Source organism: Clostridium sulfidigenes (assembly GCF_052067195.1).
Taxonomy (GTDB): domain Bacteria; phylum Bacillota; class Clostridia; order Clostridiales; family Clostridiaceae; genus Clostridium_J; species Clostridium_J sulfidigenes.
Map to the genome: position 1 here is coordinate 175270 of NZ_JBQHQR010000005.1, position 16624 is coordinate 191893.

Annotated in this window: 13 protein-coding genes and 5 tRNA genes; 16 read left to right on the forward strand and 2 right to left on the reverse strand. The window is 30.2% G+C overall.

Going from position 1 to position 16624, the window contains the following annotated elements; translation table 11 throughout:
* Positions 1-17: 17 nt before the first annotated feature.
* The 8 genes from ACTNBA_RS07965 to ligA all read left to right on the forward strand — a co-directional run bounded on the left by ACTNBA_RS07965 (position 18) and on the right by ligA (position 10592).
* Entirely contained in the window at positions 18-1214 is a 1197-nt protein-coding gene (locus tag ACTNBA_RS07965) for a phosphoglycerate kinase (RefSeq protein ID WP_441073334.1), read from the forward strand.
* Positions 1215-1396: 182 nt separating this feature from the next.
* The gene (gene tpiA, locus ACTNBA_RS07970) at positions 1397-2143 is read left to right on the forward strand and encodes a triose-phosphate isomerase (RefSeq protein WP_441073335.1); all 747 of its coding nucleotides are present in this window, start codon (positions 1397-1399) and stop codon (positions 2141-2143) included.
* 20 nt (positions 2144-2163) lie between these two features.
* Positions 2164-3690 (forward strand): 2,3-bisphosphoglycerate-independent phosphoglycerate mutase, encoded by a 1527-nt coding sequence (gene gpmI / locus ACTNBA_RS07975; protein WP_441073336.1) that lies wholly within the window; start codon positions 2164-2166, stop codon positions 3688-3690.
* A gap of 66 nt (positions 3691-3756) precedes the next feature.
* Positions 3757-5052 (forward strand): phosphopyruvate hydratase, encoded by a 1296-nt coding sequence (gene eno / locus ACTNBA_RS07980; protein ID WP_035132373.1) that lies wholly within the window; start codon positions 3757-3759, stop codon positions 5050-5052.
* Between the two features lie 183 nt (positions 5053-5235).
* Positions 5236-5469 (forward strand): preprotein translocase subunit SecG, encoded by a 234-nt coding sequence (gene secG, locus ACTNBA_RS07985; RefSeq protein ID WP_035135246.1) that lies wholly within the window; start codon positions 5236-5238, stop codon positions 5467-5469.
* 134 nt (positions 5470-5603) lie between these two features.
* The gene (locus tag ACTNBA_RS07990; protein ID WP_346848987.1) at positions 5604-5918 is read left to right on the forward strand and encodes a YerC/YecD family TrpR-related protein; all 315 of its coding nucleotides are present in this window, start codon (positions 5604-5606) and stop codon (positions 5916-5918) included.
* A gap of 276 nt (positions 5919-6194) precedes the next feature.
* Positions 6195-8456 carry a DNA helicase PcrA gene (gene pcrA / locus ACTNBA_RS07995; RefSeq protein ID WP_441073337.1) on the forward strand — a complete coding sequence of 754 codons (2262 nt, stop codon included), beginning with the start codon at positions 6195-6197 and terminating at the stop codon, positions 8454-8456.
* 138 nt (positions 8457-8594) lie between these two features.
* Entirely contained in the window at positions 8595-10592 is a 1998-nt protein-coding gene (gene ligA / locus ACTNBA_RS08000) for an NAD-dependent DNA ligase LigA (RefSeq protein WP_441073338.1), read from the forward strand.
* Between the two features lie 140 nt (positions 10593-10732).
* On the opposite strand, the gene ACTNBA_RS08005 is transcribed toward ligA, so the two are convergent.
* Positions 10733-11002 carry a hypothetical protein gene (locus ACTNBA_RS08005; RefSeq protein ID WP_150845066.1) on the reverse strand — a complete coding sequence of 90 codons (270 nt, stop codon included), beginning with the start codon at positions 11000-11002 and terminating at the stop codon, positions 10733-10735.
* A gap of 145 nt (positions 11003-11147) precedes the next feature.
* Here ACTNBA_RS08005 and ACTNBA_RS08010 point away from each other — a divergent pair, with 145 nt between their 5' ends.
* Positions 11148-12737, forward strand: a complete 1590-nt coding sequence (locus tag ACTNBA_RS08010; RefSeq protein WP_441073339.1) for an ABC transporter substrate-binding protein — start codon at positions 11148-11150, stop codon at positions 12735-12737.
* Positions 12738-12755: 18 nt separating this feature from the next.
* On the opposite strand, the gene ACTNBA_RS08015 is transcribed toward ACTNBA_RS08010, so the two are convergent.
* Entirely contained in the window at positions 12756-14150 is a 1395-nt protein-coding gene (locus tag ACTNBA_RS08015; RefSeq protein ID WP_441073340.1) for a hypothetical protein, read from the reverse strand.
* A 98-nt stretch (positions 14151-14248) separates the two neighbouring features.
* Here ACTNBA_RS08015 and ACTNBA_RS08020 point away from each other — a divergent pair, with 98 nt between their 5' ends.
* The 7 genes from ACTNBA_RS08020 (at position 14249) to ACTNBA_RS08050 (ending at position 16624) form a co-directional block, all read left to right on the forward strand.
* Positions 14249-15226, forward strand: a complete 978-nt coding sequence (locus ACTNBA_RS08020; RefSeq protein WP_441073341.1) for an AIR synthase family protein — start codon at positions 14249-14251, stop codon at positions 15224-15226.
* Between the two features lie 23 nt (positions 15227-15249).
* Entirely contained in the window at positions 15250-15846 is a 597-nt protein-coding gene (locus tag ACTNBA_RS08025) for an XTP/dITP diphosphatase (protein ID WP_441073342.1), read from the forward strand.
* 363 nt (positions 15847-16209) lie between these two features.
* Positions 16210-16285, forward strand: a tRNA-Pro gene (locus ACTNBA_RS08030).
* Between the two features lie 17 nt (positions 16286-16302).
* Positions 16303-16376, forward strand: a tRNA-Gly gene (locus ACTNBA_RS08035).
* A 6-nt stretch (positions 16377-16382) separates the two neighbouring features.
* Positions 16383-16459, forward strand: a tRNA-Arg gene (locus ACTNBA_RS08040).
* A 6-nt stretch (positions 16460-16465) separates the two neighbouring features.
* Positions 16466-16541, forward strand: a tRNA-His gene (locus ACTNBA_RS08045).
* 8 nt (positions 16542-16549) lie between these two features.
* A tRNA-Gln gene (locus ACTNBA_RS08050) sits at positions 16550-16624 on the forward strand.

A 16624-nucleotide genomic window follows, 5' to 3' on the forward strand; every position in this document is an offset into this window, starting at 1 on the left:
AAAAAGGAGATTTTAATATGTCATTTAACAAGAAATCATTAGAAGACATCAATGTGAAAGGTAAAAAGGTTTTAGTAAGGTGTGATTTTAATGTACCTATAGTAGAGGGTAAAATTACTGATGAAAATAGACTTCTAGGAGCAATACCTACTATAGAGTACTTAGTTAACAATAATGCAAAGGTTATATTATGTTCACATTTAGGAAAACCAAAGGGGGAGCCGAAACCAGAGCTTTCGCTATCACCAGTAGCAGCAAGATTAAGTGAACTATTAAATAAGAAGATAATTTTTGCAGCGGATGATAATGTAGTGGGAGATAAAGCAAAGTCAGCTATTTCAGATATGAATGATGGAGATATAGTACTATTACAAAATACTAGATTTAGAAAAGAAGAAACTAAAAATGAAGAAAATTATTCTAAGGAATTAGCTTCTCTTTGTGATCTATTCGTAAATGATGCTTTTGGAACAGCACATAGAGCTCATTGTTCTACAGTAGGAGTAACTGAGTTTGTAGAAGAGTCAGTTTGCGGATATTTAATTCAGAAAGAGCTTAAGTTTTTAGGAGAAGCTATAGAAAATGCTGAGAAACCATTTACTGCTATTTTAGGAGGTTCTAAAGTATCAGATAAAATTAATGTAATAAATAATCTTTTAGAGAAAGTAGACAATCTTCTTATAGGAGGAGCTATGGCATATACTTTCCTAAAAGCTAAAGAATATAAAATGGGTATATCAAGGGTAGAAGAAGATAAAATTGATTATGCACTAGAGATGATGGATAAGGCTAAAGAAAAAGGAGTAAAATTATATCTACCGATAGACCACGTAGTAGCTACGGAATTCAATAAAAATGCAAATCCAGTAATAACAGAAGATGAAAATATTCAAGATGGATATATGGCTTTAGATATAGGACCAAAAACAAGAGAATTATATGCAGAAGTGATAGCAAAATCTAAAACTATTATTTGGAATGGTCCAATGGGAGTTTTTGAATTTGAAAACTTTAATAAGGGAACAATAGCAGTAGGAGAAGCTATGGCTAATTGTGATGGAATTACAATAATTGGTGGAGGAGATAGTGCTGCGGCTGTTAATATATTTGGTCTAGGAGATAAAATGACACATATTTCAACAGGTGGCGGAGCTTCCTTAGAATTTTTAGAAGGAAAAGAACTTCCAGGAATTGTTGCTTTAAATGATAAATAAATGTAAAATCTATAAAGAAAGTAATAAACAAGATAAAATCTTGTTTATTTACTTTCCTTTTCGAGAGTAATATATTATATTTGATTTAGAGAAAAAAATGTAATATGTCTCTTAAGGAAAAAACTTGAATATCTTAGCATTATTAAAGATGTGTTGCAAAGTTATTAATAGGAGGATTAATCATGAGAAAAGCAATAATAGCAGGAAACTGGAAGATGAATAATACAATAGAAGAAGCAGTAAATTTAGTTAAGGAATTAAAGCCTTTAGTAAATGATGCTAGCTGTGATGTAGTAGTTTGTCCCACTTTTTTAAGTTTACCAGCAATAGTTGAAGAATGTAAGGGAAGCAATATTATGGTTGGGGCTCAAAACATGCATTTTGAAGAATCAGGTGCTTTTACAGGAGAAGTTTCTCCATTAATGCTTAAAGAACTAGGAGTAAAATTTGTTATAATTGGACATAGTGAAAGAAGACAGTATTTTAATGAAACTGATGAAGCTATTAATAAAAAATTAAAGACTGCTTTTCATCACAAGATTACACCTATATTATGTATAGGTGAAAGTTTACAGCAAAGAGAATTAGGAATAACTGAAGAAGTATTAGGTGCTCAAATAAAGCAAGATTTAATAGGAATAAAAAAAGAGCAAGTTGAAAATATGGTTATAGCCTATGAACCTATTTGGGCAATAGGGACAGGAAAAACTGCAACTGCTGATGATGCTAATAATACAATAGGATTTATTAGAGGAGTTATATGCAAGTTATACGGAGAAGAAGTTGCAGATAAAGTTAGAATTCAATATGGCGGATCAGTTAAGCCATCAACTATAAAAGAGCAAATGTCAAAGGAACATATAGATGGAGGATTAATAGGTGGAGCTAGTCTTAAAGCTTCAGATTTTGCAGCTATTGTAAATTACTAATAAAAGGATGGTCAAATATTATGAATAAAAAACCAGTAATGCTAATGATATTAGATGGTTTTGGAATAAGCGACAATGTGGATGGAAATGCAGTTAGAGAGGCCAATAAGCCTAACTACGATGGATTAAAGGCTAAATATCCTCACACCGCATTATCAGCTTCTGGTCTAGATGTAGGGCTTCCTGAGGGGCAGATGGGTAACTCAGAAGTAGGACACTTAAATATAGGTGCGGGAAGAATAATATATCAAGAATTGACTAGAATAACAAAATCAATTAAAGATGGCGATTTCTTTGAAAATAAAGCCTTTAATATTGCTATTGATGAGGCGTTAAAAAATAACTCAGCTGTTCACTTAATAGGATTATTATCAGATGGAGGAGTTCATTCTCATATAAATCATGTAAAAGCTCTTATAACTCTTTGTAAGAGAAGGGCTGTAAAAAAAGTTTTTGTTCATTGCTTTTTAGATGGAAGAGATGTATCACCAACATCTTCAAAAATATTTATAGAAGAGTTACAAAACCATATGGATAGTGAGGGAATAGGAGAAATTGCAACTATTTCTGGTAGATATTATGCTATGGATAGAGATAATAGATGGGAAAGAGTACAATTGGCCTATAATGCAATGGTAAAAGGTGAAGGAAATATTAGTACTTCCCCATTTGCAGTTATAGACGATGCTTATCATGATAATAAAACAGATGAGTTTGTAATTCCTAGTGTAATTGTGAAGGATGGTAAACCGGTAGCTACTATAAAAAATAAAGATTCCATAATATTTTTTAACTTTAGACCAGATAGGGCAAGAGAGATAACTAGAGCTTTAAAAGATAAGGATTTTAAAGGTTTTGAAAGAGAAAGTTTAGATGTAACCTATGTATGTATGACTCAATATGATAAAACTATTGAGGATGTACAAATAGCTTATAAACCTGAGAGTTATGAGAATACATTAGGTGAATATGTTAGTAGCAAAGGACTAAAGCAGCTTAGAATTGCAGAAACAGAAAAATATGCTCATGTAACTTTCTTCTTTAATGGTGGAGTAGAGGAACCTAATAAGGGTGAAGATAGGGTATTGATTCCATCACCTAAAGTAGCAACCTATGACTTAAAACCAGAAATGAGCGCCTATGAAGTTACTGATGCAGTATTAAAAAGTATTGAAAAAGACAAATATGATTTAATTATATTAAATTATGCTAATCCAGATATGGTTGGACACACTGGAGTTATTGAAGCAGCAGTAAAGGCTATTGAAGTTGTAGATTATTGCTTAGGCAAGGTTGTAAATAAAGTACTAGACCATAATGGTACAGTGTTTATCACAGCAGACCATGGTAATGCGGAGTCTATGATTGATTACTCTACAGGTAAACCAATGACTGCACATACTACTAATCTGGTTCCATTTACATACGTAAGTAAAGAAGTAGGAACACTTAGAAGTGGAGGAATACTTGCAGATATTGCTCCAACTATCTTAACGAAGATGGAATTAGATATTCCAAGTGAAATGAGTGGAAAATCATTAATTTAAGTTGTTAAGTTAAAATATTTAGCCATGCTAAATTTATTATAAACATAATATGAAGGAGGAAAAAAAATGAAACAATATGTTGAAATTATTGATGTCTATGCAAGACAAATATTAGATTCAAGAGCGTTCCCAACAGTAGAGGTTGAAGTTGTTCTAGAAGATGGTACAGTAGGGGTAGCGGCAGTACCTTCAGGAGCATCAACAGGTCAATTTGAAGCTGTTGAATTAAGAGATGGAGATAAATCTCTATACAATGGAAAAGGTGTATTAAAAGCTGTTGATAATGTAAACAACATAATAGCAGAAGAATTAATAGGAATGAATATATTCGATCAAGTTGCTATAGATAAGACTATGATAGAATTAGATGGAACTCATAATAAAGAAAAATTAGGTGCTAATGCTACTTTAGGAGTGTCCCTTGCTTGTGCAAAAGCTGCAGCAAATTACTTAGGACTTGGTTTATACCAATATATTGGTGGAGTTAATGCTAAAGTTTTACCAGTACCTATGATGAATATCTTAAATGGTGGAAAACATGCTGATAATAATGTGGACTTACAAGAGTTTATGGTTATGCCAGCAGGAGCTACATCTTTTAGCGAAGCTTTAAGAATGGGAGCAGAAGTTTATCATGCATTAAAAGGAATCTTAAAAGCTAAAGGACTTGGAACAGGTGTAGGTGATGAAGGGGGATTTGCTCCAGATTTATCATCAAATGAAGAAGCAATAAAGGTTATAATCGAAGCAATAGAAAAAGCTGGATATGTTCCAGGAAAAGATGCTTTCATAGCACTTGACCCAGCATCTTCTGAATTCTTTGAAGATGGAAAATATAATCTTGCTGGGGAAGGAAGAATGTTAACTCCTCATGAGATGGCAGATTACTATGTAGAATTATGTGAAAAATATCCAATAATATCTATTGAAGATGGTATGGCTGAAGAAGATTGGGAAGGATGGAAGTACTTAACTGATAAAATAGGTAAAAAAATTCAATTAGTTGGAGATGACTTATTTGTAACTAATACTTCTAGACTTGGAATGGGAATTGAAAGAGAAACTGCAAACTCAATTCTTATAAAATTAAACCAAATAGGAACTTTAACTGAAACTTTAAATGCTATAGAAATGGCTGCAAGAGCTGGTTATACTGCAGTAGTTTCTCACAGATCTGGAGAAACAGAAGATACTACAATAGCTGACTTAGTAGTAGCTACAAATGCAGGTCAAATTAAAACTGGAGCTCCTGCAAGAAGTGAGAGAGTTGCTAAATACAACCAATTATTAAGAATCGAAGAAGAACTTGGTGACATGGCTGAATTTAGAGGATTAAAATCTTTCTTTAACATAAAGAGATAACTAATTTCTATAATAAAAACATCGAACAAATGCAAAATTTGTTCGATGTTTTACTTATATATTAGAAGTATATATTAATTTAATATATATATTTACATTTATTACTGTTTCCATTGTAAAAATATTTTTACTGTGATAAAATATATTACATGTATAAGGATAAAGAATTAAGGGGGCATAATAATGATAACAGCATTAAAGGTTGTAATAATTATTTCCGCATTAACAGTTATATTGGCAATATCTCTTCAAGAAAGTAAATCATCAGGCTTAGGTGGCTTAGTAGCTGGAAGTTCAGAAACTTTTTATAGCAAAAATAAAACTAAAACAAAGGAATCATTCTTAACTAAACTTACTATAGTATCAGCAGTTGTTTTTGCAGGGTCAATTATAGGAATAAACATATTTATACTTTAACTAAAAGCTATCCAGGGGGATAGCTTTTGTATTTAATGTCTGATAAAATTATATTAAAGATTAAATGTTTACACTTTAATATGATAACTTTATAATGTATATAGATGAATTTTTTAGTGATAGGGGAGAAAATAATGAGTGGATATGTTTCAAAACTTGAAACTTCAGAAATGGATTATCTTGTTGATGCAATTAGATCTCTTAAAACCAGAGAGGAAGTATATAGGTTCCTTGAAGATGTTTGTACAATAAATGAAATAAAAGCTATGGAGCAAAGACTTCAAGTTGCAAGAATGCTTAAAGAGAGAAGAACTTATTTAGATATCGCTAGTAGTACTGGAGCTAGCACTGCTACCATAAGTAGAGTCAATCGTTCTTTAAATTATGGAAATAATGGATATAAGGTAGTATTTGAAAGAGTTGATTGGAATGAATATGAAGATAAATAGAAAGTTATAAGTAATCATAGATTAATTATAAGAAAAAGCTTTACTTTGAAGAGAGTAAGGCTTTTTCTATTTAATCAACTTATTAGAAATTAAAGTAATTACAATATAAGGTTATGGTGTAGTAACCATATTGAGTAATTATTTATATGTCGTTTATAAATTCATAGTATATGGTATAATAAAGAATAGGTTAAATATCCATAGTATAGTATTATATTATAGGATAAAGAAGATTAATAAATTACATTAGATAACTATAAATTTAGGAGTGATTAGATGGATTTAAAAAAGCTATTAAACAAGGAGCAATACGAAGCAGCTGTTACCGTAGAAGGCCCCTTGTTAATTTTAGCAGGTGCAGGATCAGGAAAGACTAGGGTTCTTACTTATAGAATGGCACATATGATAAATGATTTAAATATATATCCCTCACAGATTTTAGCTTTGACTTTTACAAATAAAGCAGCAGGAGAGATGAAGGAAAGAGTTAAATCATTAGTAGGAGATATAGTTGATACAATGTGGGTTTCAACTTTTCACTCTAGCTGTGTAAGAATTTTAAGAAGAGAAATTGATAAGTTAGGATACAATAAAAATTTTACTATATATGATAGTTACGATGCTAAATCACTAGTAAAGCAGTGCATGAAAGAACTTAATATCAATGATAAAGACATAACTGATGGAGAAATTATCTCAAAAATTTCCGATGCTAAAAATAAATTAATATCTGCTAAGAAGTTTAAAAAAGAAAATGAAGGAAACTTTCGAATGAATAAGATAGCAGATGTTTATCTAACCTATGAAAAGAAATTAAAGACTACAAATTCTTTGGATTTTGATGATTTAATTTATTTAGTTGTTAAACTGCTTAAAGAAAATGATGAGGTTAGAGAGTTTTATAGAAGAAAATTTAAATATATTCTTGTAGATGAGTATCAAGATACTAATAAATGTCAATATGAATTGATAAAGCTTTTAGTTAATGAAAATGAAAATATATGTGTAGTTGGAGATGACGATCAATGTATTTATGCATGGAGAGGTGCAGATATAAATAATATATTGGACTTTGAAAAGGACTTTCCAAGAGCAAAGGTTATTAAGTTGGAGCAAAACTATAGGTCGAAATCAAACATATTAGAGGCTGCTAATAAGGTTATAAGAAATAATGCGCAAAGAAAAGATAAAGTATTAAGAACAGAAAGTGAATCTGGAGAAAAGCTAAAAGTATATAGAGCCTATAGCGATATAGATGAAGGAAATTTTGTAGCAACTCAAATTAAAAGAATGATAAGAGAAGAAAATAGAAGCTTAAAGGATTTTGCTATACTTTACAGAATGAACTCCCAATCGCGTATATTTGAGGAAGCCTTTAGAAGGAATGAGATAACCTATAAAATAGTAGGGGGACTCAGATTCTATGAAAGAAAAGAAATTAAGGATATTATGGCTTACTTGAAAGTGATAAATAATCCTCTTGATGATATAAGTTTAAAAAGAATTATAAATGAGCCTAAAAGAAGTATTGGAGACACAACCATAGCTAAGGTACAGGAATTTGCAGCAGAAAATAATATATGCATGTATGATGCACTTTTAGATGCAGAATTTATACCAAATCTTTCTGCAAGAGCTATAACATCTATAAATAAATTTGTGAGCTTAATGAATACTCTTATAGTGGATGCAGAGAATATAAGTGTACCTGAACTAATTGAGGATATTTTAGATAGAAGTGGATACATGAAAATGCTTAAGGGTTCTAGTAGTGCCGAGGATGAAAGTAGAATAGAAAACTTAAAGGAACTTGTATCTGATGCTGTAGTCTTTGAAAATTCTTCAGAAGATAAATCCTTAAGTGCCTTTTTAGAAAAGGTAACTTTAGTTTCTGATATAGATAATTTAGATGAAGAGAATAATGCAGTAGTAATGATGACTGTTCATAGTTCAAAAGGACTTGAATTTCCAGTAGTTTTCTTAGTTGGAATGGAAAATGGAATATTTCCAGGCATGGCTTCTTTGAATAATTTTAATGAGATGGAAGAATCAAGAAGACTTTGCTATGTTGCTATTACAAGAGCTGAAGAGATGCTATATATATCATCGGCAGAACAGCGAATGGTATTTGGTAGAACTGTGGGATATCCTATATCAGACTTCATAAGTGAAATACCTAAGGAATTAAAATGTGATTTGAATGATGATGGAGGAACTCAATCTAGAGGAAGTTTTGATAATATTAACAATAAAGTAAATAATAAAGTTAATAATAATCCTCACTCCTTTAGAAGTGGTTTTTATAATTCAAAGAAACCTATGGCTTCAAGTGAAATTAGTGGCATGGAATGTGGAGTTGACAAATGTGCAGCTAAAGAAGAACTTACTATAGGGGTAAAAGTAAGACATGGTAAATTTGGAGTGGGAACTGTAGTATCTATATCCTCAGACAATGGAGAAACTATAGTAACTATAGCCTTTAACAATATGGGAATCAAAAAGCTTATGCTTAATAAGGCAGGTCTTGAACTAGCTTAATATAGTGTAAGAAAGTCACGAAGACAGCAGAATAAGTTTATTATAGGCTATGTTTTAGATGTTAATAAAACATAGCCTATAATTAAATTTTAAATATATATAAGAGCTATTTTTAAGTTAATAGGAGGAAGCGTTATAATGAGTGATGATAAGCGTAGTAAAATGCTGAAGTTAGTAGAGGAGTTAAATAAATACTCCTATGAATACTATGTACTAGATAATCCTATCATATCTGATAAGGAATATGATAAAAAATATGATGAACTTAAAGTTTTAGAAAGTGAACTTGAAGAGGTTTTACCTTATTCACCAACGTTAAGAGTAGGAGATATAGTTTTAGATGAATTTAGAAAATATAAACATAGAGCTCCTCTTTGGAGTTTAGATAAGGCTCAATCCATAGAACAAATTAAGAATTGGCATAATAGAAATATTAAAGCTATAAATGAGTATAATAATAATCATGAAGAAAAACTGCCAAGTGTTAAATATATTGTTACTAAAAAGTTTGATGGACTTTCTATAAATTTGACCTATAACCAAGAGGGGATTTTAATAGTTGGATCCTCTAGAGGGACTGGAGAAATTGGAGAAGACATTACTAGTCAAGTAAAGACTATAAAATCTATTCCACTCATAATAGATAATCACAGTATAATCGAAGTTCATGGTGAAGCTATTATGACAAAGGAAGCTTTTGAAAACTATAATAAAAATGCTTCTATCCCATTAAAGAACTTAAGGAATGGAGCAGCTGGAGCACTTAGAAATTTAAATGTAAAGGAAACTGCCAGAAGAAATTTATCTGCTTTTTTCTATGATGTTGGATATAATGAAGGAAATCCATTTAATACATATACTGAAATGATGAATTTTATAAAAAAAATGGGACTCCCTATGGATAATTATATGGAAACATGCACTAATATTGATGAGATAGAAAAACAAGTTGAATATATTAATAGTATTCGAAACAACTTGAATTATGACATAGATGGGGTAGTTATAGCAATTGATGATATAAAAACTAGAGAGGTATTAGGATATACAATTAAGTTTCCTAAGTGGGCAATAGCTTATAAGTTTGAAGCAGAAGAAACAACTACTAAGCTTTTGGATGTAGAATGGAATGTAGGTAGAAGTGGAAGAGTTAGTCCTACTGCAATTCTTGAGCCAGTAGAATTAGGTGGTGTAACAGTTAAAAGAGCTACTTTGAATAACTTAGATGATATTCAGCGTAAGGGAGTGAAAGTTGGAGCCACAGTATTTGTTAGAAGATCTAATGATGTAATTCCAGAAATAATGGGAGTAGTAGAGGAGTCATTAGAAAGAAGTATTTCTATTGAAGAGCCTAAGGTATGTCCTAGTTGTGGGGAAGAATTATTTAGAGATGGAGTGCATTTGTTTTGTGAAAACACCTTAGCATGTAAGCCTCAAATGGTAAAAACTATAGTTCACTACGCTGGCAGAGAAGCTATGAATATAGCTGGATTTAGTGAAAAAACTGCTGAACAGTTATTTGAAAAACTTGGAATAAAGTCAATAGCAGATTTATATAGAATAAAAAAAGAGGAATTAGTTGGATTAGAAAAGTTTGGAGATAAGAAAGCTACAAATCTTTTAACAGCATTAGAGAATAGTAAAGAATGTGAGTTATCTTCATTTATATATGGACTAGGTATTCCGAATGTGGGTAAAAAGACAGCTAAGGATCTATCAAAGAAATTTAAAACTTTAAAAAATATTGAGAAAGCATCCTTTGAAGAATTAATATCAGTTCCCGATATAGGAGATATAGTTGCAAAAACTATAGTTGAATTCTTCTCATTAGATAAATCTAGAGAAACCATAAATGAGCTATTAAATTTGGGTGTAACTCCAAGGGAGGAACAAGTTCAGCAAATAGATGAAAATCCTTTTAAAGATAAAACTATTGTAGTTACAGGAAGTTTAAAAGAATTTTCAAGAAATGAAATTAAAGATAAATTAGAAAGTTTCGGTGCAAAGGTAGCAGGTTCTGTAAGTAAAAAAACAGACTTTGTTATAGTTGGAGAAGACCCAGGTTCTAAGTATAATAAAGCTATAGAATTGGGAATTAGAGTAATTTCTGAAGAAGAGTTTAAGGGAATGATTTAAAGTAGAAAGCATTAGCCCCATGGAGTTTTTATCCATGGGGCTAATTGCTATAGTAAATAATTTGTATTGTACTATACATCTAATCAATATAAATTTTTCTGTTGATTAGGAGTATCATCCATAACTAAATAATTATTATTCTAGATAGTAGAGTCAGAAGTACTATCTAAACGCTCTGAATTAGAGTTTTCATCAATTATTTCAGATTTTTGTTGTTGTTCCTTTTCCTTAGCGTGCATATCTATACATGAAATATTTAATATATGTGAGATTTTTTCAAGTATATAATTACTATATCTCAGCTGGCTATATATAGAATTGAAAACAACAAATCCCCAAATGATTATTATCATAAAAGTTATTAAAGATAAGATTCCTAATATTTTCAATATAATATCTAAGTAAACCATAAGATACCTCCAATTTATTTACACATTATTATAAATATTATATCACATGTTTACAATTGGAAAAGAAGAATTTTGTGTTAACTTGCTCAGAATTGTTTATTTTGAAATAAATGAGTAAATAATTTTAAATATAGGAGGTGTTGTGGTGAAGAAAATAATATTTACAGTACTTTGCATTATAATAATTTTAGCAGGAATATCTATTGAGAAAGATAAATTGAATTCTGCAAAATATAGTAAAGTGAATTATATAACTTACAATATGAATGTAAATCCTGAAGATTTACAGTTAACAAGAGAAAATACTGTAAGAGATAAAGATTTGCTAATAACACTTTTTGAAGGTTTAGTAAAAGAAGATAACAATGGAGAAATAGTACCAGCACTTGCAAAGGAGATAATAACTTCAGAAGATGGCTTAGAATACACTTTTATATTAAGAGAGGATATATATTATAGTACAGGAGAAAAAATTACTGCAGAGGCAATTAAGAGTTTTTTTAAAGGATTTTTAAGTGATAGAAATAATGTATATGCTAGTAGTTTAGATTGTATATATGGAGCTAAGCAGTTTAGAGAAGGAATTGGTGATTTTTCAAATGTGGCAATAAACGTAAAAGATGATAGTACCATAGCTATTAGACTAAATTATAAAAATCCCTATTTTATTAATATCATAGCTAACCCAGTATTTAACCTTAGAGATTACGGAACCCTGGATAGGTATAAGGAAAACTTTACTTCAATAAGGTATACAGGGCCCTTTGTAATTAAAGATGTAAAGAATGATGGGATCTACATAGAAAAAAATCAAAAGCATTATGAAAAAACTAAAATTACTGATGAAACTATTAGAATTACATTTTTAAACAGCGAAGAAAATACTTTAGCTATTTTTGAAAAGTCAACGGATACCAATACAGATTATTTTTCAGGTAGTATTGATATAATGATGGATGCTCCAATAAATGAACTTTTAAGATTATCTCAAAACTCAATGGTGAGAAGTTTTAATGGTTCAGCTGTATATTATTTAAGTTTTAACCCGGATAAAGCAACTGTTGGTGGAGATATAAATTTTAGAATAGCTATAAACTCACTTTTATCAAAGGAATACTACTCTCAACTTATATGCAAAGAATTACTTACTCCAGCTACATCCTATGTGATGGAAACAGATGAAACAGAACAAGTATTCTCGACTTTTGGAGATACTGAAAAAGCTAAAGAATTCTTTAACAAGGTCAATATCAATGAAAATCCTGAAATAAGAGTAATTTTTGAAAAAAACAACTTAAATAGGAGAATTGTTGAAGATTTAAGTATTGATATTAAAGAATGTACTGATTCAGAAATAGTTTTAAAAGAATATTCTAAAGAAGAATTGAAAAATGCTGTTGATAAAGGAGAGTATGATATAGTATTGCAGAGGTTTGATTTCAGCTATAGAAATCCTGGAGAGTATTTTGAGAGTTTCCATAAGATTTTTAATAATAATCTCATTTCATATGAAAATGAAGAATATTACAATCTTATTAATTCTGCAAAATATGAAATGAATGACGAAAAAAGAAAAACTATTTATGAGGAATGTGAAAAAATACTAAGAAATCAGTTAATATCTATACCTATATATAATATTAACAATGTTATTTGTGTTAAAGAAGGTATAAACCAAGTGTATGTAACTACCACTGGAAATATAAGATTAGAAAAAGTTAAAGAAGTACCTTAAATTTAAGGTACTTCTTTATTAGAAATCTAAAATTGTATTTAAATAAATAATTGTAAAAAAGTTAAACATGTTTTTACAAGAATCAAAACTATGTTTATAATGTTTATAACTTTCTTTCTTTCTATTTAAAGAAATATTTTTAACAAAAATAGGTGCTAAATCATTAGTATCATTATTTACATAAGAAGAAAATCTGAAATAATTATCATCTAATAGGTCTTCTGCCTTACATGAAAAATTCCTATATCTTTCAGGATTATCAAGACTAGGAGCTTCCGGCCACCTAAGTATAATTCCAGAGCTTACTACCTGTTTTTTATAAAGACCATGAATTTTAGAAGCTAGCTCGGTTTTTTCATTGTCACTTAATAAAGACTCTTGAATCATAAATACATAAAGATATAGAATTATTTCATCTGAAGAAAATTTGTTTTCTTTTTCAGAAATGTCTTTAATAAAAATACCATCATCATTATTATATAATTTTTCTAGGTTATTAAAGATTTTAAAGGCTGCATCTTTAAAATGCGATAAATTGGTATTTTTATAAGTTAATATAGAGTTTATATAGCATAAACAAGAAATATCTATATTATCTCTAATTACAGAAGGTGGCATATGATTGATATTTTCAATCATTAATTCAGAAAAATCTACTAGTAATTCCTTAGTTTTCTCCAGTTTTGAACATTCATAAAGAATATTGAAGGCTAAACATATTTTAACTAACTCATCGTGAGAAGTATTATATATTTCTTGTTTTAGACTTGAGAATAGATTCATTATATCTAGAGCAAAGGATTTAAAGTTTTCATTATTGTCTTCCGAAAGTGTAGCACATTTATAATATGCTGCCATAAGAAGAGCTTGTGTTGAAAATTTAAACTTCATATTCTTGTCTGTAAGAAAATATTCTTTTTGGAGAGGATCTGTAGAATCATATTTATCAACAAATACACCCTCACTATTACGGCAATAAAGAGCAAAAAATTCTAATTGCTCAATGGATAGGTCAACATAGTATTTGCTAAGTTTATATTTATCCTCGTCAACATCTTTAAATTTTCTATAATAGTCAGATAAGTACAGCAAACCAAGGGTCATATACCCATTAGCACATATGTTTATTTCTCTTTTAAACTTGCGATGATTCCAAAGTAATTTATCTTTTTCTTTCAAAAGTTTTCCGTCGGCTTTTCTATATACACATAATAGTGGAGAAATAACGCTATTTGTGATATCATCATCATTAGGTAAAGGTTTAATTTTTAAGTTTGCATTTCTAGATATAATTCCACATCCAGAGTGTAGAACTATATGTCTAAGGGACTCTTTAGAAAAATGAAACAATTGACTTTTTATATTGTCATTGTTTAGTATGTTAATTCTTAAAAAAGGTCCTATATATCTCAAAATAACACCACCAGAATATTAGTTATATTTAATAATATGATATGAGAAGTGAAAATGTGCTAAAAACACAATAGTTTTTTTAGGTTAGGAGAATTTATATGAGGGTAGGAAAATTAAATTGGAATGAACTAAAATACATAATAGATAACCATAAAGGGAAAGAGAGGAAGGAAGTAGAAGTATCTAATGGCATAGGAGAAGATTGTGCCATTATAAATTTTGATAGTAATCAATGCGTAATTTCTACAGATCCTGTAACTGGTGCAGATGAAAATATAGGTAAAATTGCAGTTAATATTAATTGTAATGATATAGCTTCCTGTGGAGTCGAGCCATTAGGAATCTTGGTTACCATACTAGCACCACCAAAGACTACTATACAAGAATTACATGATCTTATGAAAGAAATTCATGAAGAAGCATGTAAAGTAAATGTTCAAATTATAGGTGGCCATACTGAAATAACAGAAGCTGTTAATAAGATAGTGGTTTCGTGTACGGCTATTGGAAAAAGTAATGTTAATAGTGCTATTAGCACATCAGGAGCAAAAGTAGGGGATAGCATAATAGTTACTAAACAACTATGCCTTGAAGGAACTTCAATATTGGTTAATGATTATGAAGAGAGATGCAGGAGTATATTAACAGATGAAGAGATTGAAGAAGCAAGAGGTTATGTGGAGAGCATAAGTGTAGTGAAAGAAGGAAAAATAGGTGGAATAGCTAAAGCAACATCTATGCATGATATAACAGAGGGTGGAGTTTTAGGAGCATTATGGGAAGTTGCTAATGCAAGTAATGTAGGATTTAAGGTTAATAAATCTAGAATGCCAATTACAGAAATTACAAGGAAAGTATGTAAAGAATTTAATATAGATCCATTAAGACTAATATCATCAGGTAGTATGCTTATAACTACTGATAATCCAGAAAAGTTGTTAAAATCTTTTGATGATAATGGAATTAAGGCTACTGAAATAGGAGAAATAACTAAGAGTAAAGGTATAGTAATAGATGATAAAGAAATCAATGAAGTAACTCCGCCAGAAGCAGATGAGTTATTTAACATACAGTAGACATTTAAGAAGGAGAATTTGTAATGAAAAGAGTAATAGTTGCTAGTAATAATCATCATAAAATTGTAGAAATAAAGGAGATTCTTAAAGAGTTTGATTTAGAGGTAGTATCTTTAAAAGAAGCTGATATAGATATAGACGTAGAAGAAACAGGCACTACATTTATGGAAAATGCATACATAAAGGCTAAGGCAATTCATGAAATTTGTAAAGATGTACTTGTTTTATCTGATGATTCAGGATTATCAGTAGAAGTATTAAATGGAGCTCCGGGAATATATTCTGCTAGATATAGTGGTGAACATGGAAATTCAGTGGAAAATAATAAAAAGTTAATAAGAGAGTTAGAAGGTGTGCCTTTTAATGAACGAAAAGCAAAATTTATATGTGCTATGATTTTAATAGTTAATGAGAAAGATATTATCAAAGTTCAAGGTGAAGTAGAAGGTTTAATATTAGAGAAATACAAAGAGTGTGAAGGATTTGGATATGATCCTCTATTCTATGTGCCAGAACTAAAGGCTACATTTAATGATGTACCTTCTAAAGTAAAAAATGCTATAAGTCATAGAGGAAATGCATTATCTAAGTTAACAGAAGAGATGAAAAAATATTTATAGTTTACATATAATAATTTTACTTGTTATATATTTAAATAGTTCCATGTATAAATATATTTATTTTGCATAGGGAACTATTTAAATTTATTCCGTGTGTTGAGTATTAAGTTACATAATTTGTTAATTATATTTAAGTTTATTTTAATATAGTCAGAGAATTTAGCAGTAACAATATAAGTCATTAGTATTCCTAAGGTATATAAGAGAAAAGAAGGTAAAATAAGGACTTGAAGAGAATTTACAATAAAAACTGTCAAAATTTAATTAAAAACTTCAAAAAAGGTGTTGACTAATTAAAAGGAAGTCTGTATAATAAATTTTGTCGTTAAGGTTATTAATCAAATGGCACTGGTTAAGATATATCGGGGTGTGGCGCAGATGGGAGCGCGCGTGGTTTGGGACCATGAGGTCGCAGGTTCAATCCCTGTCACCCCGACCATTTTAAATTTAATATATGCGGGTGTAACTCAATGGTAGAGTGCTAGCCTTCCAAGCTAGTTACGAGGGTTCGATTCCCTTCACCCGCTCCAATACATGCGTTTTTAGCTCAGCTGGATAGAGCAACGCCCTTCTAAGGCGTGGGCCAGGGGTTCGAATCCCTTAAGACGCACCATATATGGTGAACGTAGTTCAGTTGGTAGAGCGCCAGATTGTGGTTCTGGTTGTCGTGGGTTCGAGTCCCATCGTTCACCCCATTAAATTTTGGGATATCGCCAAGCGGTAAGGCACCAGACTTTGACTCTGGCATTCGTAGGTTCAAATCCTGCTATCCCAGCCA

Bases quoted from the DNA above. Each gene is read 5' to 3' on its own strand.
- ACTNBA_RS08005 (WP_150845066.1), bottom strand. From the start codon at position 11,002: ATGGTTTACTTAGATATTATATTGAAAATATTAGGAATCTTATCTTTA.
- pcrA (WP_441073337.1), top strand. From the start codon at position 6,195: ATGGATTTAAAAAAGCTATTAAACAAGGAGCAATACGAAGCAGCTGTT.
- ACTNBA_RS08020 (WP_441073341.1), top strand. From the start codon at position 14,249: ATGAGGGTAGGAAAATTAAATTGGAATGAACTAAAATACATAATAGAT.
- eno (WP_035132373.1), top strand. From the start codon at position 3,757: ATGAAACAATATGTTGAAATTATTGATGTCTATGCAAGACAAATATTA.
- gpmI (WP_441073336.1), top strand. From the start codon at position 2,164: ATGAATAAAAAACCAGTAATGCTAATGATATTAGATGGTTTTGGAATA.
- tpiA (WP_441073335.1), top strand. From the start codon at position 1,397: ATGAGAAAAGCAATAATAGCAGGAAACTGGAAGATGAATAATACAATA.
- secG (WP_035135246.1), top strand. From the start codon at position 5,236: ATGATAACAGCATTAAAGGTTGTAATAATTATTTCCGCATTAACAGTT.
- ACTNBA_RS08025 (WP_441073342.1), top strand. From the start codon at position 15,250: ATGAAAAGAGTAATAGTTGCTAGTAATAATCATCATAAAATTGTAGAA.
- ligA (WP_441073338.1), top strand. From the start codon at position 8,595: ATGAGTGATGATAAGCGTAGTAAAATGCTGAAGTTAGTAGAGGAGTTA.
- ACTNBA_RS07965 (WP_441073334.1), top strand. From the start codon at position 18: ATGTCATTTAACAAGAAATCATTAGAAGACATCAATGTGAAAGGTAAA.
- ACTNBA_RS07990 (WP_346848987.1), top strand. From the start codon at position 5,604: ATGAGTGGATATGTTTCAAAACTTGAAACTTCAGAAATGGATTATCTT.